This window comes from Rhodococcus sp. LW-XY12 (genome assembly GCF_019317345.1).
Classification (GTDB): Bacteria; Actinomycetota; Actinomycetes; order Mycobacteriales; family Mycobacteriaceae; genus Rhodococcus; species Rhodococcus pyridinivorans.
Map to the genome: position 1 here is coordinate 190594 of NZ_CP079225.1, position 22884 is coordinate 213477.

Annotated in this window: 14 protein-coding genes; 4 read left to right on the top strand and 10 right to left on the bottom strand. The window is 68.4% G+C overall.

Features of this window, described 5'->3' with window-relative positions:
* Nucleotides 1-44 precede the first annotated feature (44 nt).
* Both pks13 and KXC42_RS00905 read left to right on the top strand, forming a co-directional pair.
* Nucleotides 45-4955, top strand: a complete 4911-nt coding sequence (pks13, locus tag KXC42_RS00900) for a polyketide synthase Pks13 (protein ID WP_219130414.1) — start codon at nucleotides 45-47, stop codon at nucleotides 4953-4955.
* Nucleotides 4956-4963: 8 nt separating this feature from the next.
* The gene (locus KXC42_RS00905) at nucleotides 4964-6505 is read left to right on the top strand and encodes an acyl-CoA carboxylase subunit beta (protein ID WP_219129796.1); all 1542 of its coding nucleotides are present in this window, start codon (nucleotides 4964-4966) and stop codon (nucleotides 6503-6505) included.
* 82 nt (nucleotides 6506-6587) lie between these two features.
* On the opposite strand, the gene KXC42_RS00910 is transcribed toward KXC42_RS00905, so the two are convergent.
* Genes KXC42_RS00910 through KXC42_RS00920 form a run of 3 tightly spaced genes read right to left on the bottom strand, consistent with a single transcriptional unit; the run spans nucleotide 6588 to nucleotide 13722 of the window.
* Nucleotides 6588-7022, bottom strand: a complete 435-nt coding sequence (locus KXC42_RS00910; protein WP_033097841.1) for a hypothetical protein — start codon at nucleotides 7020-7022, stop codon at nucleotides 6588-6590.
* Between the two features lie 50 nt (nucleotides 7023-7072).
* Nucleotides 7073-10381 carry an arabinosyltransferase domain-containing protein gene (locus KXC42_RS00915; protein WP_039583415.1) on the bottom strand — a complete coding sequence of 1103 codons (3309 nt, stop codon included), beginning with the start codon at nucleotides 10379-10381 and terminating at the stop codon, nucleotides 7073-7075.
* Between the two features lie 44 nt (nucleotides 10382-10425).
* Entirely contained in the window at nucleotides 10426-13722 is a 3297-nt protein-coding gene (locus KXC42_RS00920; RefSeq protein ID WP_219129797.1) for an arabinosyltransferase domain-containing protein, read from the bottom strand.
* A 130-nt stretch (nucleotides 13723-13852) separates the two neighbouring features.
* Here KXC42_RS00920 and KXC42_RS00925 point away from each other — a divergent pair, with 130 nt between their 5' ends.
* The gene (locus KXC42_RS00925; protein ID WP_219129798.1) at nucleotides 13853-16630 is read left to right on the top strand and encodes an FAD-binding and (Fe-S)-binding domain-containing protein; all 2778 of its coding nucleotides are present in this window, start codon (nucleotides 13853-13855) and stop codon (nucleotides 16628-16630) included.
* Nucleotides 16631-16644: 14 nt separating this feature from the next.
* Here KXC42_RS00925 and KXC42_RS00930 read toward each other — a convergent pair whose 3' ends face one another.
* The 6 genes from KXC42_RS00930 to KXC42_RS00955 all read right to left on the bottom strand — a co-directional run bounded on the left by KXC42_RS00930 (nucleotide 16645) and on the right by KXC42_RS00955 (nucleotide 20352).
* Nucleotides 16645-17304, bottom strand: coding sequence for a hypothetical protein (locus KXC42_RS00930; protein ID WP_257605961.1), 660 nt, complete (start codon nucleotides 17302-17304; stop codon nucleotides 16645-16647).
* Nucleotides 17298-17750, bottom strand: a complete 453-nt coding sequence (locus KXC42_RS00935) for a hypothetical protein (protein ID WP_257605962.1) — start codon at nucleotides 17748-17750, stop codon at nucleotides 17298-17300. Before KXC42_RS00935 ends, KXC42_RS00930 begins: the two co-directional genes overlap by 7 nt.
* 202 nt (nucleotides 17751-17952) lie before the next feature.
* Complete coding sequence (locus KXC42_RS00940; RefSeq protein WP_219129800.1) at nucleotides 17953-18612, bottom strand: hypothetical protein; 660 nt, start codon at nucleotides 18610-18612, stop codon at nucleotides 17953-17955.
* Nucleotides 18613-18620: 8 nt separating this feature from the next.
* Nucleotides 18621-19781: a hypothetical protein gene (locus KXC42_RS00945; protein ID WP_039583422.1), complete on the bottom strand. Its 1161-nt coding sequence runs from the start codon at nucleotides 19779-19781 to the stop codon at nucleotides 18621-18623.
* Nucleotides 19778-20053 (bottom strand): hypothetical protein, encoded by a 276-nt coding sequence (locus KXC42_RS00950; RefSeq protein ID WP_024102690.1) that lies wholly within the window; start codon nucleotides 20051-20053, stop codon nucleotides 19778-19780. The genes KXC42_RS00945 and KXC42_RS00950 overlap by 4 nt, the downstream gene beginning before the upstream one ends.
* Complete coding sequence (locus KXC42_RS00955) at nucleotides 20050-20352, bottom strand: SAV_915 family protein (protein WP_024102691.1); 303 nt, start codon at nucleotides 20350-20352, stop codon at nucleotides 20050-20052. Before KXC42_RS00955 ends, KXC42_RS00950 begins: the two co-directional genes overlap by 4 nt.
* A gap of 128 nt (nucleotides 20353-20480) precedes the next feature.
* Here KXC42_RS00955 and KXC42_RS00960 point away from each other — a divergent pair, with 128 nt between their 5' ends.
* Nucleotides 20481-20921, top strand: coding sequence for a DoxX family protein (locus KXC42_RS00960; RefSeq protein ID WP_039583426.1), 441 nt, complete (start codon nucleotides 20481-20483; stop codon nucleotides 20919-20921).
* Here KXC42_RS00960 and KXC42_RS00965 read toward each other — a convergent pair.
* Nucleotides 20896-22842, bottom strand: a complete 1947-nt coding sequence (locus tag KXC42_RS00965) for a galactan 5-O-arabinofuranosyltransferase (protein WP_219130416.1) — start codon at nucleotides 22840-22842, stop codon at nucleotides 20896-20898. The two genes, KXC42_RS00960 and KXC42_RS00965, sit on opposite strands and share 26 nt — an antisense overlap.
* Nucleotides 22843-22884: the final 42 nt, after the last annotated feature.

Below are 22884 nucleotides of genomic sequence, written 5' to 3' on the forward strand. Positions count from 1 at the left end.
TCCTCTTTCCCGGGTAGCGTGGTGGGTTGATGTCTGACACTGAAATGACGGTTGCGCAGCTGCGCGAATGGCTGCGCAACTGGATCGCCGACGCGACCGGGCAGCCGGTCTCCCAGATCTCGGACGATCGTCCGATGGAGGAGTTCGGGCTGTCCTCCCGGGACGCCGTCGCCATGGCGGGTGAGATCGAGGAACTCCTCGGTGTCACCCTCAACGCGACGATCGCCTACCAGCACCCGACGATCGCGTCGCTCGCGACGCGCATCATCGAAGGTGAGCCCGAGGCACCCGCTGAGGACGACTCCGCCCTGTACACGGTCGGTGCCGCGGCGGGTTCGAAGGACGTCGCCATCGTCGGTCTGTCCACCCGTTTGCCGGGCCACGTCGACACCCCCGAACAGATGTGGGAGCTGCTCGCGTCCGGACGCGACGGCATCTCCGATCTGCCCGAGGGCCGCTGGTCGGAGTTCGAGAACGATCCCGCCGTGTGGGAGTCGATCCGCAACGCCAACACCAGGGGCGGCTACCTCGACGACGTCAAGGGCTTCGACGCCGAGTTCTTCGCGATGTCGCCGCGTGAGGTCGAGATGGTCGACCCGCAACAGCGCCTCGCGCTGGAGCTGACCTGGGAAGCACTCGAGCACGCGCACATCCCGCCGAGCGACCTCAAGGGCGGCTCGGTCGGTGTGTTCATCGGCAGCTCGGCGAGCGACTACATGCTCCTCGCGGTCGGCGATCCGTCCGCAGCGCATCCCTACGCGCTCACGGGCACCTCCACCGCGGTCATCGCGAACCGCGTGTCGTACTTCTACGACTTCCACGGCCCGTCGGTCACGCTCGACACGGCGTGCTCGTCGTCGCTGGTCGCCGTGCACCAGGCCGTACGTGCGCTGCGTAACGGCGAAGCCGACGTCGCCCTCGCCGGTGGCGTCAACATGCTGCTCGCCCCGGCCGGCACCCTCGGCTTCGACGAACTCGGCGTCATGGCACCCGACGGCCGCATCAAGGCGTTCTCCGCCGACGCCGACGGCATGATCCGCGCCGAGGGCGGGGGTCTCGTCGTGCTCAAGCGTCTCGAGGACGCCGAGCGCGACGGCGACGACATCCTCGCGGTGATCGCCGGTTCGGCCGTCAACCAGGACGGCCGCTCCAACGGCCTGGCCGCTCCCAACCCCGAAGCGCAGGTCGACGTGCTGCGCCGCGCCTACCGCGACGCGCAGATCCTGCCGTCCGGTGTCGACTACATCGAGGCGCACGGCACCGGCACGGTGCTCGGCGACCCGATCGAGGCCGACGCGCTCGGCCGCGTCGTCGGTCGTGGCCGCGAGGACGACAAGCCGGTCCTGCTCGGTTCGGCCAAGACCAACTTCGGTCACCTCGAGTCCGCCGCGGGTGCGGCCGGTCTCATCAAGGTCGTTCTCGCGATGCAGAACGATCAGCTGCCCCCGACGCTCAACTACACGGCGCCCAACCCGTACATCCCGTTCGACAGCGCGCACCTGAAGGTCATCCCCGAGGGCGCGAAGTGGCCGCGCTACACCGGTCGCGCCGTCGCCGGTGTGTCCGGCTTCGGTTTCGGTGGCACGAACGCGCACGTCGTCGTGCGCGAGTACACCGGCCCCGAGGGGCTCGAAGCGTCCGAGGCCGAGGTCGAGGTCCTGCCGGAGGAGATCCCCGCCGCGGAGACCACCGAGCAGGCCCGCGAGCTGCCCGTCCTGCTCGCCGTCTCCGCTGCGATGCCGTCGCGTCGCCGCCGTGCCGCCGCCGATCTCGCCGACTGGCTCGAGACCGAGAAGGGCAGCACGACGCCGCTCGCCGACGTCGCCCGCACGCTCGCTCGTCGCAATCACGGCCGGTCCCGCGCGATCGTCGTGGCGAGCAACCACGGTGAGGCGATCGCCGGTCTGCGTGCCGTCGCCGCCGGCAAGCCCGCGCAGGGCGTGTTCACCGCCGACGCTCCCGCCTCCAAGGGCGCGGTGTGGGTGCTCTCCGGCTTCGGTGCCCAGCACCGCAAAATGGCCAAGCAGCTGTACCTGGAGAACCCTGTCTTCGCGGCGGCCGTCGACGAGGTCGACGAGCTGATCTACGACGAGTCGGGCTACTCCATGAAGGAGAAGTTCCTCGACGACGCGCAGGACTACGACGTCGAGACGGCGCAGGTCGGCATCTTCACGATCCAGATCGGTCTCGCCGCGCTGCTGCGCCACCACGGTGCCGAGCCCGCCGCGGTCGTCGGCCACTCGATGGGTGAGGCCGCCGGCGCCTACATCTCGGGCGGACTCTCGCTCGAGGACGCCGTGCGCGTCATCTGCTCGCGTTCGCGTCTGATGGGTGAGGCCGAATCCGGCCTGACCGGCGACGACATCCGCCTCATGGCGCTCGTCGAGTACAGCGCCGCCGAGATCACCGACGTGCTGCCCGACTTCCCGCAGCTCGAGGTCTGCGTCTACGCGGCGCCGACGCACACCGTCATCGGTGGCCCGCAGGAGCAGGTCAACGCGATCGTCACGCGTGCCGAGGCCGAGGAGAAATTCGCCCGGGTCCTGCAGACCAAGGGCGCGAGCCACACCTCGCAGGTCGATCCGATCCTCGGCGAGCTCGCGGCCGAGCTCGCCGGCATCGAACCGCACCGTCTGAAGGTCGACCTGTACTCGTCGGTCGACCAGGAGACCCTCTACCGTGCAGGTCACGACGGCATCCACGACGTGGAGTACTGGACCAAGGGCATGCGCCACAGCGTGTACTTCACGCAGGCGATCCGGCAGGCGCTGTCCGACGGGCACACCACCTTCGTCGAGCTCAACGCCAACCCCGCGACGCTCATGTCGGTCGCGGCGACGGCCTTCGACGCCGGTGTGCAGGACGGCCAGTTCATCCAGACGCTCAAGCGCAAGGAGGACGAGTCCCTCGGTGTGCTGACCGCGCTCGCGCAGTTGTACGTGCACGGGCAGTCCGTCGATCTGAGGACGCTGCTGCCGGAAGGCGACTACGCCGACCTGCCGCGCACCGCCTTCCTGCGCAAGCCGTACTGGGTCGACGCCAGCATCGGCACCTCCGGCAACGGCCGCGCGCCCGGCGCCCGGGTCGCACTGCCCGACGGCCGCTACGTGTGGGAGGTGCAGGCATCCGCCGTCACCGATGCGGCCGAGCTGGTCGTCGCGGCGGCCTCGCAGGTGCTGTCCGATGTCACGCTCACCGCGTCCATCCCGCACACCGACGTCCCCGCGACCGGCACCCTCACCACGACGCTCACCCGGCACCCGGGTGGCGCGTCACTGCAGGTGCACGCGAACACCGGCGACGGTTTCACGCTCGTCCACGAGGGTGTCGTCACCTCCGGTGAGCCGCTGCCCGCGCCCGTCGCGGTGGCCGCGAAGCCGGCCGCGCAGGCCGAGGAGCTTCCCGAGGTCGTCGAGTCGTTCGGCGACCAGTGGGATCCCAACGGATCGCAGAGCCTCGACGACCGCCTGACGCTGATCGTCGCCGAGTCCATGGGTTATGCGCCCGAGGATCTGCCCGCCGAGATCCCGCTCATCGAGCTGGGCCTCGACTCGCTCATGGCGGTCCGCATCAAGAACCGCGTCGAGTACGAGTTCGACATCCCGCAGCTGCAGCTGTCGGCGGTCAAGGACGCGAGCCTGCGCGACGTCGCGAAGTACCTGCGATACGCCGTCGAGAACCGCGAGGAGGTCGCGCAGCTCGCCGAGCAGCAGGCCGCCGAGAAGGCAGCCGAACGCGCCGCCGCTGCGGAGCAGGACGATCTTCCCGAGGTCGAGGACACCACCGCGGTGGGCGAGGCCGAGCAGATTCTCGCCGAAGCCGAAGCCGAAGCACAGACCGCGCCCGAGACGGCCGAGCCCGAGCAGGAGTCGAGCGGTGTCGACGTGCCGCCGCGCGACGCCGCGGAACGGTTGACCTTCGCCTCGTGGGCCGTGGTCACGGGCAAGTCGGCCAAGGGCATCTTCAACCGGTTGCCGAAGCTCGACCGCGATGTCGCCGAGAAGCTCGCGGCACGGCTGACCGAGCGGGCCGAGGGTGAGATCACCGTCGACGACGTGCTCTCCGCCCCGACCGTCGAGCAGCTCGCCGAGACCGTCCGTCAGCATCTCGAATCCGCCGATCGCATCGACGGACTCGTGCGCACCCTGCGGCCCCGCGCCGAGGGATCGGACACCGTGCCGGTCTTCGTCTTCCACCCCGCGGGTGGTTCGACGGTCGCGTACGAGCCGCTGCTGCGCCGCCTGCCCGCGCACACCCCGGTGTTCGGTTTCGAGCGCACCGAGGGCCCGATCGACACCCGCGCACAGGCGTACCTGCCGCTCATCAAGGAGATCCAGGGCGACGGCCCGTACGTGCTGTGCGGCTGGTCGCTCGGCGGTGTCCTGGCCTACGCGGTGGCCCGTCTGCTCCGCGAGGAGGGCAAGGACGTGCGTCTCGTCGGCCTCATCGACACCGTCATGGCCGGTGAGAAGGTCGAGGACACGCCCGACGAGATCCGCAAGCGCTGGCAGCGTTACTCGGCGTTCGCGAAGAAGACCTACGGGGTCGACGCGCCGCTGCCCTACGACCTGCTGGCCGAGGCCGGCAGCGACGAGGAGCAGATCGGCATCCTGATGGGTCTGCTCGAGCTGAGCGGGGCGCAGATCCCCGGCGGCATCATCGAGCACCAGCGCACGTCGTGGCTCGACAACCGCGCCATCCAGACCGCGGATCTGCTGCCCTACGACGGCAAGGTCGTGCTGTACATGGCCGACAAGTATCACGACGACGCGATCGATCTCGAGCCGGCCTTCGGGACCCGGCAGCCCGACGGTGGGTGGGGCGAGGTCGTCGCGGATCTCGAGGTCGTGCACGTCGGCGGCGATCACCTGCAGATCGTCGACGAGCCGTACATCTCGAAGGTGGGGGAAGACCTGACCCGCAAGCTGGCCGACATCGAGGCCTCGAGGAGCTGAACGAAGAAGTGAGCACCACGGCACAGAAGCTGGCCGAGTTGCGCGAGAAGCTGGAGATCGCGAAGGAGCCTGCCGGCGAACTCGCGATCGCCAAGCGCGCGAAGAAGGGCATCCCGAGCGCTCGCGAGCGCATCGACATGCTGCTCGACAGGGGCAGCTTCGTCGAGATCGGCGCGCTGATGAAGATGCCGGGCCGCGACGATGCGATGTACGGCGACGCCGTCGTCGTCGGGCACGGCACGGTCGACGGCCGCCCCGTCGCGGTGTTCTCCCACGACCAGACCGTCTTCGGCGGCAGCGTCGGTGAGATGTTCGGCCGCAAGGTCGCCGCGGTCCTCGACTTCGCCCTCAAGATCGGTTGCCCCGTCGTCGGCATCAACGACTCCGGTGGTGCCCGCGTGCAGGACGCCGTCACCTCGCTCGCCTGGTACGGCGAGATCGGCAAGCGTCACGAGCCGCTGTCGGGTCTGTGCCCGCAGATCTCGGTGATCGTCGGCAACTGCGCCGGTGGTGCGGTCTACGCGCCGATCAACACCGACGTCGTGGTCGCCACCGAGGGTTCGCACATGTTCGTCACCGGCCCGGACGTCATCAAGGCGGTCACCGGTGAGAACGTGAGCCTCGAGGAGCTCGGCGGTGCCCGTCAGCAGGCCGAGTACGGCAACGTGCACCACGTCGCGCCGGATGAGAAGGCCGCTTTCGAGTGGGTGCGGCAGTACCTGAGCTACATGCCGTCCAACGCGCAGGAGAAGCCTCCGATCATCAATCCCGGTCTCGAACCGGAGATCACGCCCGACGATCTCGAACTCGACACGTTCATGCCCGATGCCGACAACTCCGGCTACGACATGCAGGACATCCTGCTGAAGATCTTCGACGACGGCGAGTTCCTCGAGGTCCGCTCACAGACCGCGCCGAACATCATCACCGGCTACGCCCGCGTCGACGGCCGGGCGGTGGGCGTGGTGGCGAACCAGCCTCTGTACCTGTCGGGTGCCCTCGATGCGGCTGCTGCCGACAAGGCCGCGCACTTCGTGCGCGTGTGCGACGCCTACGACATCCCGCTCGTGTTCGTCGTCGACACCCCCGGCTTCCTGCCCGGTGTCGAGCAGGAGAAGATCGGCGTCATCAAGCGTGGTGGCCGCTTCTTGTTCTCATATGTCGAGGCGTCGGTCCCGAAGGTGACCGTCGTGGTCCGCAAGGCCTACGGCGGCGGTTACGCCGTGATGGGGTCGAAGCAGCTCGGCGCCGACATCAACTTCGCGTGGCCCACCGCGCGTATCGCCGTGATGGGTGCCGAATCGGCTGTCGCGGTGATCGGTCGCCGGCAGATCGAGGCCGCGGGCGAGAACGCTCCCGCGGTGCGCCAGCAGCTCATCAACTTCTACAACGAGCACGTGGCCACGCCGTACATCGCGGCCGAGCGCGGATACGTCGACGCGGTGATCGAGCCGTCGACCACCCGTCTCGAGATCCGCAAGGCGCTGAACCTTCTTCGCGACAAGGAAGTGTTCAAGAACCCGCGGAAGCATCACCTGCTGCCGCTGTAGAGCCGTTGCCGACGGGGCCTGTGCACCAGTGCGTGCACAGACCCCGTCGTGTGTATCCGACGCCGCCCCACCGGGCCGGGGGTCAGGGCACGGTCCAGGAACCCCGGCCCGGCAGGAAGGTGATGTCGGTGGTCGTCACGACCGCCTCGATACGTCCGGAGCCGGTCTCGAACCAGGGGTATTCCCATCCTGCGGAGGGGATGGGCGGGTAGATCGGCAGGGTGACGGTGCCACGCTGTCCGGTGGTGACGTTCGTCCAGTTCACGAGGCACGGGCACTGGAAGCTGCTGCCGAATCGCGAGAAGCCGGGACGCTCGGGGTCCACACCGACGGTCACGCCCTCGTTGACGAGGAGACCTCCCCACCCTGCGGAACCGGTGCCACCGACCGCGCCGATCACAGGGCTCAGGGTCGTAGCCGCCACAGGCTCCGCGGACGCTGCGGGAGCGGTGACCACACCGAGCGCGAGCGCCGCGCCCAGGGCTGCCGTGAATGCGATCTTTCTCGAGGTCGTCATGCCCTGTGTGTCGCCCGTCGGCGTCACTTCCGTTACTCGCGCCTCATCCGTCACTCGTAGACGCGCATCGGCGCGGGTTTCCACAACCCGGACCTCGTCACCTCGGTGGTGGTCAGTTCGGCCGGCTGCGCATTCGGGTAGAAGCGCACGTACCGCTCCACCGAACCCCAGTCGCGCCCCCAGTCGTTCTCGAGGTAGGTGGGCACCTGCTCGGGTCGCGCCAGGACCTCCGCGAAGCCGAGCGGGCCACCGTTGTCGGCCGACTGCCAGGTGTCGGTCGACGACACCGCGAGCGGACGGTCGGGGAGGACCCGGTAGTTCGGCATCTCGGCCACACCGGCCCAGTGGTCGAACGGCCGCTGGCACGGGAACTGCAGACCCACGGCCCAGTCCAGCAGGAGCGGCTGCTCGGAACCGAGCTGGGCGTCGAGCCGCTCGAGGATGGGGACGCGCGGCGGCGTGAACGCCAGCCACTGGTCGCCGGTGAGGTTGGGGTCGTTGGCGACGATGCGGACGGCGTCGACGTCGTCGGGCAGGTCGGCGAGCGGCACACGCAGGTTCCGCCACGACGGTGCGGGGCCGATGTCGCGCGGCAGGTAGGTGCCCTTCGCCTCGACGCTGCCGTCGGCCTGGCGGGTGCCGTACTCGACGAGCAGCGACTGGCCGTAGGTCAGTGCACCGGTGTCGTCGTACGACCAGATGCGACCGGCCGCGGAGATGATCACCAGCGGCGTCTCGTCGGTGATCCCGGGAAGGGCGTACCAGCTGGAGGTGAGCGCGGCGGGTTCCTGCACACCCTCCTGGTAGCTGCCGAGCACCGGGGTGACGGACGGGTCGAGCCCGAAGGGCAGACGCACGGTGCTGCCGTTGACGGTCTGCTCACCGGAACCACCCGTGGTGCCGCCGCCCGCGCCCGTCTCGAAGGTCGGGCCGACGCTCTGGTTGTCGGTGTTGCCCTGGCCCGGCTTGACCTCGACGTAGTCGGCGGTCAGGTCGGACGGCACGCCGTCGGGAGTGAAACCGCGCGGCGCCGCACCGGCGAGCGGGTCGTCGTTTGCCGGCGGATCGGCGGGGTCGATGATCGGTTCGAGGCGTCCCTCGTTGGGGTCGGCCTCGACGAGCACGTCGTTCGCGAGACCGCAGGTCTGCCCGGCGACCGCCCCGATGTTGGAGCGAGCGAGCGAGTACGCCGGGTATTGCGACACCGCGCCCTTGAGCAGCGACAGCACCTCGAACAGCACCATCACCGCGGCGACGACCGTGAGCGGCGCAGCCGCGAGGGCGCGGATCCGCCGGCCCTTCTTCGTCTCGGCCGACTCCGGCGGCGGTGCGTAGCCCTCGCGGAGGTACTGCCACGCGACGAGCACCAGGGCGAGACCGAACAGGACCAGGAACAGCGAGCTCGACTGGTAGCCGCTCAGCGAGACGGTCTTGTCGAACCACGGCACGCCGTAGCTCGAGACGTACCACCAGCCGTTGATGCCGGCGAACGACACCGCCAGGACGAACAGCACTCCGGCGAGGAAAATCGTGCGGTTGCGCCGCGACCGCAATGCGCTCGCGGAGACCACGACGGCGGTGACCGTCGCGAGCGATCCGGCGATGCCTGCGTACGCCCCGAAGTGGTGGGTCCACTTCGTGGGGTTGAACATCATGAAGAAGATCGTGCCGAAGACGATGCCGAGCAGACGCCAGGTCGGGCTCACGGCGACGCCGGGGATCCGGCGGCGGCGCAGCAGCACGAACAGCGTCGTGAACAGGCACAGCAGCATCGTGAGGAACGCGAAGCGGCGCGGCAGTGAACCGTCGACGGTCTGCACCATCAGGTAGTAGTAGCGGAGGAAGTCGTTCCACCACTCCTCGTTGGGGCCGATGATGGTGCGCACGCGGGTCGCCTCGAGGACCGCGGCGAGGGTCTGGTCGGAGAACACCACGACGAGCACGAGCATCCCGGCGGCGCCGATCGGGGCGAGCAGTGGCAGGGTGCCGACCTCGCGGTGGCGGCGCACGATGATCCGCGTCATCGGCCGGATGCCGGCGATGAGCGCGGCGATACACATCAGGCCCGTCGGTGCAGCGGCGAGGGTGAAGGCGCCGATGAACACCGCCGTCGCGGCGGGCAGCAGACGACCGGTCGCGATGGCGCGTTCGATCGAGCACCAGGTCAGCAGCGCACCGAGCGCGACGATCGGCTCGGGCCGCAGACCGTTGTTGTAGGGCAGCCAGAAGGCGAGGAAGACCAGTCCGCCGGTCCACAGTGCGATGCGGTTGTGCCGCACGGCCCGGCCGAGACGCGGCACCACCTCACGGCTGATGACCATCCAGCACAGGATTCCGGCGATCAGTGCCGGGATGCGCATCCATGGGCTGGCCGTGGAGATCTTCGCGAACGCCGCCAGCACGTCGTAGTACCAGCCGAAGGGAGCTTCGGGGACACCGAACCAGCGGAAGTAGTTGGCCATGTAGCCGGAGTTCTCCGCCGCCCGGGCCATGGTCAGCAGGTAGCCGTCGTCCGAGGTGTTCGCGCCGAAGAAGTGCCAGCCGACGAGCGTGAGGACCACGACGACGTCGACGCCGGTGAACTTCCACCAGCGGGACGGCAGGAAGCGGCGGTGACCGCGACCGTCCGTGCCGTCGAGCTTGGCCAGCGCGCCGAGCGCGAGTGCCGTCGACAGCACCGCGAGGACCATCGCGAGGGACTTGACCAGCGTCGGCGACGACGTGAACCGGGAATCGACATCGACGGTGACGTCGAGGCCGGGAACCGCGGTCGGCAGGTCGCTGAACACGCCCACGACGAGCGGCCGCAGGTCGCCGGTGAGCTCACCCGACCGCGGGTTGCCGTTCTCGTCCGAGAGGCCGACGAACTCGGCGGTGGTGCGTTCGGAGTCGGAGAAGATCTGCAGTTCGCTGCACGCACCCGACTCGACGTCGGCGCGCGGCGCGGTCGCGACCACCACGTTGCGGTCGAGCACGTCGACGTTCTCGGCGCCGACCCGCACGAACATCGCGTTGAGGGCGGCGTCCTGCCCGTTGGTGGGGGCGGTCGCGAGCAGCATCCCGCCGTCGCCGGGCATCTCCGCGACGGCGCTGCACGGCACGGTGGCGCGGAGTTGGAGGGGGACCTGCGACATCAGCGGCAGTTCGACGTCGGTCGCCGCCGCGTCCTGCGGCCACGACATCGTCGCCTCGGTCACGCGGACCGGGAGAAACGGTGTGGCCAGCGCCAAGATCATGCCGAGCAACCCGGCGACGACGGCGACGAGTCGCGCAGTCCGGTACCGAGTGCGAAGGTCCTCGCCCATCGACCGGGGGGCGGTCGGAGCGGGCGCGGGTGAGGTCGTCACGTCGTCGGGCACGGGAGTCGATGGTATCCGGCGACGTGGTGTGACGGCACTCGCCCTTACTCCAGCAGGACGGGGACCCCGTCACGGATGCGGCCCGGCGACCACAGGCCGGAGCGGGTCGTCACGTCGGTGGTGACCTCCGCGGGGGAGGCATCCGGGTCGATCGGACGGTACTGCTCGAGCGATCCCCAGTCGCGATCCCAGTCGTGATTCAGATAGGTGGGGACGGCCTCGGCGTTCAGCAGAAGCGGGATCCAGCCGAGCGGTCCGCCGCCGATGTCGTCCTGCCAGCCGTTCGTCGCGTCGGCCCCGACCCGGTCCGGGAGGATGCGGTACTCGGGGACCTCGGCGACACCGTTGCGGTGCCCGAACGGACGCTGGCACGGGAAGGCGAGACCCACCGACCAGTCGATGAGGACCGGGGCGTCGGATCCGACGACCTCCTGCAGGGTCTGCATGCGCGGCATCCGCGGCGGCGTGACCGCGACCCACTGGTCGGGGGAGAGGTCACCGTCGTCGACGACGATCCGCACGGCGTCGGCGTCGGCCGGGATCGCGTCGCTCGGCACGCGCAGGTTGCGCCAGGACGGCGACGGGCCGATGTCGATCGGGGCGAGCGTGGCCAGCGGCGTCACGTCGTCCCCGGATGACGAACCGAACTCCAGCAGCACGTCCTGACCGGGGGTGATGACACCGTCGGGGTCGACGTAGCGGATGCGTCCCGCCGCGGTCACGACCAGCAGCGGTGTCTCAGCGGTGCGCTCCGGCAGCGCGTACCAGCCGGACTCGAGTTCGGCGGACTGCTGCACCCCGGTGCGGTAGCTGCCGAGAACGGGCGTGGTCTGCGGGTCGAGGCCGAAGGGCAGCTTCACGGTGCTGCCGTTGATGCCCTCGTCGCTGGTGCGTCCACCCTCGGTGCCGGCGCTGGTGGATGTGGTGGTGCCGCCCTCCTCGCTGTCGACGGTGTTGGCGCCACCGGTCGTGGTGGTCTCCGCGTCGGCGGTGAGGTCGAGGGCCACGCCGTTCGGGGTGAAACCGACGGCCGTGCCCGCACCCAGGGCCTCGCCCGCATCACCGTCGAGGGGCTGAAGCATGGTCGCGTTCGGTTCGGTCTCCACGAGCACCTCGTCGGCGAGTCCGCAGGAGTTGCCTGTGAGGGCCGCCGCGTTCGACTTGGCGATCGAATAGGCCGGGTACTGCGAGACCGCGCCCTTGAGCAGCGACAACACCTCGAACACCACCACCGCCGCCGCGACCAGCGTGAGCGGGGCCGACGCCAGGGCCCGCACCCTGCCGTTGCGGTCGGGTCGCGGCGTGGTGAACGGCTCGCGCAGGTGGAACCACGCGGCGAGGAGCAGGGCGAGCACCGTGAGGCCGAGCAGTGCCGTGGAGAAGGCGTAACCGGAGATCGACGGCGGCTTGTCCCACCACGGGACGCCGTAGCTCGAGACGTACCACCAGCCGTTCGAACCGGTGAAGGCCATCGCCAGGACGAACAGCACCCCGGCGGTGAACAGCGCCCGGTTGCGGGCCGATCGGATGCCGACCGAGCCCACTCCGATCGCGGCGAGCGCAGCCACCGACGCGGCCAGGCCCGCGTACACACCGAAATGGTGCGTCCACTTCGTCGGCGTGAGCATCATGAGCAGCAACGACGCGAAGACGATGCCGAGGATGCGCCGCGAGGGTCCGATAGCGGTGCCCGGGATGCGGCCCTTGCGCAGGATCAACATGACGCACACGACCAGGCACAACAGCATCACGAACACGCCGAACCGGCGGGCCAGCGAACCGTCGGGGGAGACGGTGAGCAGTGCGTCCCACCGCAGTCGCTCGTCGAACCACGGCACGTTCGGGCCCACGGCCGAACGCACGCGGGTCGCCTCGAGGACCGACGCGAGCGTCTGGTCGGCGAAGACAGCGATGAGCACGACGGTGCCCGACGCCAGGATCGGCGCGAGGGGCGCGACGACACCGACGAGATGCCGGCGCGCGATAAGAACCTTCACCAGCGGGCGCATCCCGGCGACGAGTGCGGCCACCGCGATCAGGCCGGTCGGGCCGGCGGCGAGAGAGAAGGCCGCGATGAGGACCGCGATCGCGGCGGGCAGCATGCGCCCGGTCGCGATGGCGCGTTCGATCGAACACCAGGTCAGCAGCGCACCGACCGCGATGATCGGCTCCGGGCGCAGACCGTTGTTGTAGGGGAGCCAGAAGGCGAGGAAGACCAGCCCGGCCGTCCACAGCGACACCCGGCTGTGCCGGACAGCGACGCCGAGCCGGGGGATGACCTCGCGGCTGATGACCATCCAGCACAGGATCGCCGCGATGAGCGTGGGCAGGCGCATCCACACGCTCGACGTCGAGACCTGTGCGAACACGACGAGCACGTCGTAGAACCAGCCGAACGGCGCCTCGGGCACACCGAACCAGCGGAAGTAGTTGGCCATGTATCCGGCGTCGCCGGACACCCGCGCCATGTTGAGGATGTAGCCGTCGTCCGAGGTGTTCGCGCCGATGATGTGCCAGAGCAGCAGAGTGCTCACGACCACCGCGTCCACGAGGGTGAACCGCCACCAGCGGGCCGGCAGGAACCGGCGCGCGCGGCGCCCGTCGATCCCGTCGAGTCGATGCAGAGCGACGAGGGAGACCAGCGTCGCGAGCGCGCACACGATCATCGCGAGGAGCTTGAGCACCGTGGGGGTCGAGGTGAACCGCGAGTCGAGCTCGGCGCGCACCGACAACCGCTCGGTGGAGTCGTCACCGTCGGGTTCGAAGGCGCCGGCCGGGCCGCCGAGGTCGCTGAAGACACCGACCATCTGCGGCCGCTCGTCGCCCTCGAGCTCGATCGCCACCGGCGGGTCGGCGCCCACGATCTCGGCGGCGGTGCGTTCGGAGTTCGATGCGACCGTCACGGCCGTACACGGCTCGTCGAGCGGCGCCGAGACGAGCACCGAGTTGCGCAGGACGGCCTCGACGGTGCCGGGAGCGCCGTCCTCACCGGGTATCGCGCGGATCACCAGGCCCTCCGCCGTGGCGTCGGGGGAGCCGGACGGGATGGTCGAGACGAGGGTGCCGCCGTCGGAACCGAGCTGCGCTGCTGCCGCGCACGGCACGCTGGCCCGCAGCGTGAGCGGGGCGTAGGTGACGAGCGGCGCCTCGACACTGTCGATGCTGCCGTTCTGCGGCCATTGCAGTTCGCCGGTTTCCTGCCGGACCGGCAGGAACGGAAGGGTCAGAGCCAGCACGAACCCGAGCAGTCCCGACACGATCGCGACGATCCGAGCTGTGCGGACGCGCGATGTCGGGTCGGACGAATCGGTTTTCCCGGGCGAAGCGGTATCGGCTGGCACAAGCGTCGATGCTAGGCGAGTCCCGTCACGGGGCCGGCGCGTGCCGCTCCGCTCGCACCACTCGCGGGTACTCCGCGGTTCTGTCCGACCACGTCCGGAGTGATGCCTCCCGCCACTAGCATCGCTGTCTATGAGGACTTCCACCCCGATCGGGCGCGCTCTGCGCGCGGCGGGCATCGGGGAGGTCTGCGACGACTCGACCACGCGCGCGCTGTACTCGTCCGACGCTTCTCTCTATCGCGTCCCGCCACAGGCCGTGGTGCGCGCCCGATCGATCGACGACGTCGCCACGACCCTCGACGTGTGCCGCCGGGAAGGTGTCCCCCTCACCTCCCGCGGCACCGGCACCTCGCTCGCGGGCAACGCTGTCGGGCCTGGCGTGGTCATCGACTTCTCGCGTCACCTGAACCGGGTGCTCTCCGTCGACCCAGAGACCCGGACCGCGCGGGTGCAACCGGGTGTCGTGCAGGCCGAACTGCAGCGCGCCGCGGCACCGCACGGTCTGCGCTTCGGCCCCGATCCGTCCACCCACAACCGGTGCACGATCGGCGGGATGATCGGTAACAACGCGTGCGGGGCGCGGGCGCTCGGCTACGGCCGCACGTCCGACAACGTCGTCGCGCTCGAAGTGCTCACCGGCACCGGGCACCCGCTGACGCTGCCCGGCGAGGATCCGGTGCTGGAACCGTTGCGGGAGATCGTCGCCCGCGACCTCGCGACCATCCGCACCGAATTCGGTCGCTTCGGCCGGCAGGTGTCGGGTTATGCACTCGAGCATCTGTTGCCGGAGAACGGTTTCGACGTTCGGAAGCTGTTCGTCGGTAGCGAGGGCACACTCGGGATCACGACCGAGGCGACGGTGCAGCTGGTCGCCGACCCTGCCGTCCGCACGATGGTCGTGCTCGGCTATCCAGACATCGTCGCCGCCGGCAACGCCGCGCACGGACTACTGGGTTTCCGGCCCACGGCGTGCGAAGGGCTCGACTCGCGGATCGTCGACATCGTCCGGCACCGGCGCGGACCGCAGGCGGTACCGCCCCTGCCGTCGGGTGCGGCCTGGCTGTTCGTCGAACTGGCCGGTGACGACGCCGACGAGGTGCGCGGCCGGGCGAAGGCACTCGCGCAGGCCGCCGCCGCGACCGACGTCCTGCACGTCGAGGACCAGGCGCGTGCCGCTGCGCTGTGGCGTATCCGGGAGGAGGGAGCCGGCCTGTCGGCGAGAAGTCCGAAGGGACTGCCCGCGCACGCGGGATGGGAGGACGCCGCCGTCCCTGCCCACCGCGTCGGCGACTATCTCCGCGATTTCGAGGAACTGCTCGCCGGATACGACGTCACCGGCTACCCCTACGGGCACTTCGCCGACGGCTGCATCCACATCCGCCTCGACATCCCCCTCGAGGTTCCGGGTCTGTTCCGCGAATTCCTCTTCGAGGCAGCCGAACTCGTCGCCGAATACGGCGGGTCGATGTCGGGGGAGCACGGCGACGGGCGTGCCCGGAGCGAACTGCTGCCCGTGATGTACTCACCCGACGCGCTCGCACTGTTCGGGGCCGTGAAGTCGGTCTTCGATCCGGAGAACGTCCTCAACCCCGGCGTGCTCGTCGACCCGCGGCCCGTCGACGCCGACCTGCGCGTCCCGGCAGCCCGGAAGATCCGGGAGGGCCTGGCCTTCCGCTATCTCGAGGACGGTGGCGACTTCACGCAGGCCGTGCACCGGTGTACCGGGGTCGGCAAGTGCCGCGCCGACAACACCGGCACCGGCGGGGTGATGTGCCCGTCCTTCCTCGCGACCCGTGAGGAGAAGGACTCCACCCGAGGACGTGCCCGGGTGCTGCAGGAGATGCTCAACGGTCACCTCGTCGCCGAGTCGTGGCAGTCGCCGGAAGTGCACGAGGCGCTCGATCTGTGCTTGTCGTGCAAGGGATGTCTGTCGGACTGTCCGACCGGAGTCGACATGGCGACCCTCAAATCCGAAGTCCTGCACCAGACCTACCGGGGACGGAGGCGGCCCGCCAGTCACTACGGTCTCGGCAGGCTGCCGCAGTGGGCGGCGATCGCCTCCCGTGCACCACGCGCCGTCAACGCCCTTGCCCGCGCTCCGGGGGTCGCCCCGCTCGGGTTGACCGTCGCCGGTCTCGACCGCCGCCGCCGTGTACCGAGGTTCGCGCCCCGCACCTTCCGGAAGTGGTTCGCCGACACCCTCTCGCAACGATCCCGCACGGGCGACCCGGTGCTGCTGTTCGTCGACACTTTCACCGAGTACTTCACCCCGGAGATCGGGGTTGCCGCCGTGCGCGTGCTCGAAGCCGCCGGACACAGCGTGCACCTCACCGACGAACCCCGCTGCTGCGGCCTGACGTGGATCACCACCGGACAGCTCGACCAGGCCCGGAAGATCCTGGGCCGCACCGTCGCCGAACTCTTCCGCAGCGGCATGCCGATCGTCGGTCTCGAACCGTCGTGTACCGCCGTCCTGCGTTCCGACGCGGTCGAACTGCTCGGGTCCGCACCTGCTCGCCTCGTGGCCGACAGCACCACGACCCTCGCCGAACTCCTCGCCGACTGGGAACCGCCGTCGCTGGACGGCACACGGATCGTCGCACAACCCCACTGCCACCACCACGCCGTCATGGGATGGGGCGCCGACGCCGCCCTGTTGCGACGCGCGGGTGCCGACGTGCAGCGCCTCGCCGGCTGCTGCGGCCTGGCCGGGAATTTCGGAGTCGAACGCGGGCACTACGACGTGTCGGTGGCGGTCGCGCGAACCCAATTGCTGCCGGCGGTCGAGGCGGCATCCGACGACGCGGTGATCCTCGCCGACGGCTACTCGTGCCGTACCCAGCTCGGCGATCTCACGACGCGGCGCGGCACGCATCTGGCGGAGTTGCTGGCCTCACGACTGCCGTAGGTACGGCGGGCTCATCATCTGCGGCGTCGCGCTCTGGTGCGCTCGCTTCGGGTGGGGCGCGGCCCGAGTTCGTAGGGGATCTTCAGGATGTGGCGGGTTTTGGCGTCGATGTCGCAGTTGCCGGAGGCGACGGAGTGGAGGATGCCGTTGTAGACGAGGTCCCACAGGTCGGGGTTTCCTTGAATGTCGCTGATCTTGAAAGAGTGGATCTCGTTGCCGTGGTCATCTTTCAACCGGAGAACACGGCTGTAGCCGTCTGCGGAAAAGCGGATGCGAGTGAGGTGGTAGGTGTCGACCCAGCTGTCGCGACATTGCACCCATGTGGATCCTGCTGCCGTCCAATGGTTCCTGATCCCGCGAAACATCAGCCAGCCACCCGCAGTGATGATGAGCCACGCACCCCACCAGTGAATCCAGCGAAGATCCCCGTTGGAGATTGTGAAGAACGCGACCGTAATGGTCATCAGGGTAAATGCGCTGATGTATTTTTCGCGGACGTGAGGTTGGAACCATTCGAGAGTGGGACCGAGATGGTCCGGTGCATCTGGTGGGTTCCGTGGGTTGCGTTCGAGCGGTGTGCATTCCGTGCCGTGGTAGATGCGGGGCGCCTGGGGTGGGCGGGGTTCGCCTGTGATCGAATCCGGCATCGGTGGTAGATCGATGGGGTTCACCATCTGCGGCGTCGTCCTCTGATGCGTTCGCTTCGGGTGGGGCGCGGCCCGAGTTCGTAGGGGATTTTCAGGATGTGGCGGGTTTTGGCGTCGATGTCGCAGTTGCCGGAGGCGACGGAGTGGAGGATGCCGTTGTAGACCAGGTCCCACAGGTCGGGGTTGCGTTGGATCTCGCTGATCTTGAACGAGTGGATCTTGTTGCCGTGTGCATCTTTCAAACGGAGAACGCGGTTCGGCCCGTCGGCTGAAAATCGTATGCGGGTGAGGTGATAGGTGTCAACCCAATCGTCGCGCCACTGCACCCAGGTGGATCCGACTGCGGTCCAATGGTTTCTGGTGGCGCCGAACATCACCCACGCACCCACAGCCATGATGACCCACATGACCCACATGTGGGTCCAGCGAAGGCCTCCGTCGACAAGGGTGAGGTACGCGACCGAGATGCCCACGATGAAGAGCGCGCTCGTGTACTGGTCACGGGCGGTGGGCTGGAGCCATTCGAGAACGGGTCCGAGATGTTCCGGCGCTTCCGGAGGCTTCCGTGGGGATCTGTCGGTCGGCGTGTGCTCGATTCTCTGGTAGATGCGTGGCGCACGGGGTGGTCGCGGCTCTCCGGTATTCGGATCCGGCATTGCGGGTAGATTCACAGCGTCACCCTCTACGCCGCCGTCCTCTGATGCGTTCGCTACGGGTGGGGCGCGGCCCGAGTTCGTAGGGGATTTTCAGGATGTGGCGGGTTTTGGCGTCGATGTCGCAGTTACCCGACGCGACGGAGTGGAGGATGCCGTTGTAGACCAGGTCCCACAGGTCGGGGTTACGTTGGATCTCACTGATCTTGAACGATTGGATTTTGTTGCCGTGGGCGTCTTTCAGTCGCAGGACACGACTGGGCCCATCAGCGGAGAAGCGGATGCGAGTGAGATGGTAGGTATCGACCCAGCTGTCGTGCCATTGGACCCAGGTGGCGCCGGCTGCGGTCCAGTGGTTTCCCTTGCCGAAGAACAACAATAGTGAACTTCCAGGGATGATGACCCACATGATCCACCAGTGGATCCAGCGAAAGTCTCCATTGATGACGGTGAGGTACACGACCAAGATTGCCGCTATGAGGAATGCGCCGATGTATCGGTCGCGCACGGTGGGTTGGAGCCATTCGAGAACGGGGCCGAGATGCTCCGGTGTTTTCGGCGGCTTACGGGGATGTCTGTCGGCCGGTGTGTATTCGGTTACGTGGTGGATGCGTGGCGCGCGAGGTGGGCGAGGCTCGCCGTTAACCGCGTCGGGCAGCGGAGGAAGATCGGTTGCGTTCATTAATGTCCTCAGAACAGATTGCCCACCCAGCGTGCCGCAGACCCGGCAGCACCGGAGATGTCGTCCCAGTGTTCGATTACTTCGCCCACACCGAACGCGACACCGACCCCGGCGCCGACGGCGAGCAACGTGACGGGACCGCCGGCTGCGCTCGCGAGTATTAGTTCGGTCGCTACGGTTCCTGCGACGAACCCACCGACATCCTTCGCGACTGCCTTTACCGCTTCTCCGGTTGTTTCGGCATTCATCACGTCACTTGCGGTCTGGCCAGCGGTGAGAGCCAGTCCTAGATAAGGAACTTTCGAGCCCACACCCGCCAGAGTTGATCCTTTGGGAAACAGGTCGCCGAGGTTACCGCCGACACTCGAAACGAACTTGTTGTCACCGAGCCCGGCAAGCAGTCGAGAGTTCTCCGCAGCAAACCGCGCAGCATCGTCCGCTCCCCCTTGGAAGGCCCGAACAGCCCTGGCCGCAGTAGCTTCTGGGTACGGATCACCCAACCGCGCCGCTTCCGCGGCAAGCTCACGCAGCCGAGCAAGGTTCGCGCCGCGTGCCTCGGCCAGGTCTCCCCATTTCGACAGCTCGGAAACCGCCGTAGCCAGATACCCACCGACTGTGTGTAGAACCAGCCATCCCCACTGGGCTTCTGCGTCCTTCAGAATTGTCGTCGGGCCGCGCAAGGCTTCCGCGAGCGCGCTGTGCGCCCCGGTTTCGGCCGCGCGACCTTCCGCAACGAGCCCCGCAGCCGCCTCGTAGGCTGCGATCTGCTTCGTCCGAAAAACCTGGGGTGCAATGTCGTACGAGTTCGGATCGACGTTGAGTGGCTCACCGATCCCGACGCCGAACTCCACGGGAATACCGGCTTCCGCCGCTGTCGCCTCGGCCTGTGACATGCGTGACCGGACGGTGACGAGTCCGTCGGCGAATGCGCGCAGGGCAGCGGCGATCACGTCGATCTGGTCTGTGGCCTCGGTCGTCCCCGTGATGATGCGGTCGAGCGTCGTGCGGAACGCATCTCCCGCAGGGCTTCTGAATTCGTACTCGGACTCGGTGCGTCCGTCGCGTGCCGCCTTCAGTCGGTCGTTCACACCCGTGGCGAGGGCAGTGAGCGAATCCGCGCATGCGTAGCAAGAGGTGGGGTCGCCGAAGACTCGGGTGTCGAGGCTCATCCCTCACCGGCCTTCGCCATCTCCTGAGCAGTGTGCGACTCGGCGTCCTGGTAGGCGCGCAGACTGTCCTGGGCGGCGTCTGCTGCATCGGCCAGCGACCGGACCGCCGCGTCCAGCGCGGAAGCAATCGACCCGAGAGCGTCGACGAGCAGTGCTGTGGCGGCACCCGCGTCGGGTATCGGTGCTGGATCGGATCCGAGTTCGTCGATGCCCATCGCTCCGGTCGCCAGGTGCTTCGCGACCGTGTCGAGGTCGCCGATGTCGATGCTCACCGGGTCGCTCTCCTGCCGAGTGGGGCCTCGAACGGACGGTCGTCGTCCCCGACCGGGGGTGGCGGTGGTTGTCGACCGTCGAGCAGGACCACGTCGTACCCGGTGGTCCGGTGGATCTCCTGCAGCCCTGTGCTGTCGACGCCCATCCACGGCTGCTGCGGTCCACAACAGCGGACCAGTTCCTTCGGTGAGGTGTAGGCGGGCAACGCCAGCCGGCCGTCGGGCAGTGTGCGCATCTCGAGCCGAACGTGCCCGGAACTGTCGCGGCGTCGGATCGGCACATACAGAACGTCGCTCATCGAATCCCCCGATTCTGTCGTACCCCCCGTACGACTCGCCGCGACCTTACCGCAGCGGCGATGAGTTTCCGGCTCCTGCCCGGTCGGTATCTGCGACAGCACCGCTGCCCACCTACCAGGAGGCCGTCATGAACACCTTCACCGCATCCACCACCGGCACCCGCGACGACATCACCGCGGCACCCTCACGCGCCGCTCGCATCGCAGGCCTGATCGTCAGCGGTCTCGTCGTCCTGTTTCTGCTGTGGGACTCGATCATCCACATCGCCAACGTTTCGCAGGTGCAGGAAGCGATGGCCGATCTCGGGTTCGACCCGAGCCTCAACCGGGTGTTCGGCGTCGTCCTACTCGTCTGCCTGATCGCCTACGTCCTGCCGCCCACCGCAATCCTCGGCGCCGTACTCCTCACCGGCTATCTCGGTGGTGCTGTCGCGACGAATCTGCTCACCGAACAGCCCATCGTCAGCACGACTCTCTTCCCGATCTACACCGGAATTCTGGTGTGGGGTGGATTGTGGTTGCGCGACACCGGAGTTCGTCGCATCATGCCGGTTCGCCCGTCGCGGTGACGACGACGAACGGCCCCACCTCGGTCACGGTGAAGCGGGGATCGTCGAACAGTTCCTTGGGGAAGGTCACCGTGTACCGCCGCACATTGGGATCGTTCGGGTAGACGTCCTCGGCCAGACGCAGCGTGTAACCCTCGGCGCCCTGCCGGAAGACGACGGCGTCGGGGGCTCTCCACGGCAACTCCTCCCAGGCGGCGAGCAGTTCGCCGGGGGAGGAGAGTTCCGACCACTCCTCGATCGCTGCGGCCCGCGCGGAGAACTCCGCCAGCGGGTTGGCGTAGTGCGAGGTCAGGGCCTGGAAACCGAAGTATGGGTAGTAGGCGAGGAAAGACGTGTCGGCCGTGAGGACCACGTGGTCGTCACGCTCGCCGCCCAACTGCGACAGCAGGACGTCGTCCACCTCGGCGTAATAGGACGCGGCACCGGCGGGTCGCTGGTCGGCGCGTTCACCGGCCCCGTCGGTGTCGGTGTAGGCGACGGTGATCTCGCTCCCGAGCACCTGGGGGATGTTCTGGGTGAACGCCAGCGCACCGAGAGCACCCACCGCCACGAGAACCCTGCGCACGCGCGGATTCTCGCTGGTCGCCAGGCTGATCCAACGCGAGAAGTCGACGAAGGCGAATGCGCCTGCCGCAGCGAGCAGTACGAGCAGGATGACCTCGAGACGGAACGCGAGCAGGGTGTTGCCCACGGCGGTCAACGCCATCGACGCGAGGTACCACAGGTAGACCGCGATCACCCCGAGCCCGAGCGCCTGCGCCCGATGCGACGACGACGCCCGGCCCACGAGCCACACGGTGCCCAGCAACGACAACAGTCCGATCAGGGACATGTGGAACATCGGCAACGGCAGTCGCGCACCGGCATCGGGGAGATAGTGGGTCGCGGTCCCGGACTCGGACGGGGGATTACCGCCCAGCACGTCGAACACGAACGGCGCCCACACGATCAACGCGACGAGCACCGCGATCGACGCCATCACCACGAGACGGACGAGCACCGGAAGGACCGCCCGCCACGACCCGGTGGCGCGACGCGCGAGGTACGCCGCGACGACGGCCATCACCGTCACCGCGAACGCCGCGATACCGAGATAGAGGGTGTAGAAGGTCGCGGCGAGACCGAGGAACAGGCCCGTCCCCACCACGGCGCCCCAACCCTGCCGTGCGTGTTTCCGGTAGTCGGAACTACCGGAAACACGCACGGGTGCGAACGCACCCCAGGCCAGCACCAACGCCGGCGCGACCAGCACCGCGATCACCGCTCCGTAGGGCTCCGGCGAACCGTAGGCCAGCACGACCAGCGTCGTCGCGGTAGCAGCGAGCACCGCCAGATCGGAGCGGACCAATTCGGACCACAGCACCAGCGCGACGACCGCCGCGACCGCCAGCGAACCGATCGCATACGGCTTGAACGCTTCCCAGCCGTCCATACCCAGCAGATTCGCGACACGGCCACCGATCCAGAACCACCCGGCCGGATAGAACGACGGCAGGTCGGCGTAGTTCATGTCGCGCAACGCCGCGCTGTCCGTCAGTCGCGTGAGGAACTGGGTGCGGAACTCCTGGTCGACGGAGATGCCGTGCAGGTAGAGGCGGGTCGCGGCGAGCGGCATCCCGAGGGTCGCGGTGACCAAGCCGGACAGCGCCGCCCACGACAGCACCCGCGCCCCCGTCACCCATCTGCGGCGACGCAACAGATAGATCGACAGGCCGAGCACGGCGAGTGCCGCGAACTGCATCACGGTGGTGACGGCCTGCGTCACGTTCGACGAATTGAACGCCGGCCACTGCACACGGTCGAAAGCGAACAGCCCCACCGCGGCGACGAGCGCTGCGACGAGCGCTGCGCAGACGAACTGCACGAGCGTCGAGACGGCACGGCGTAACGGGGCGACTGCTACAGGAGTGTCGGCGAGCACCCCACGAGCATAGAGATGCGTCCGCGAGACGAGTGGTGGCCC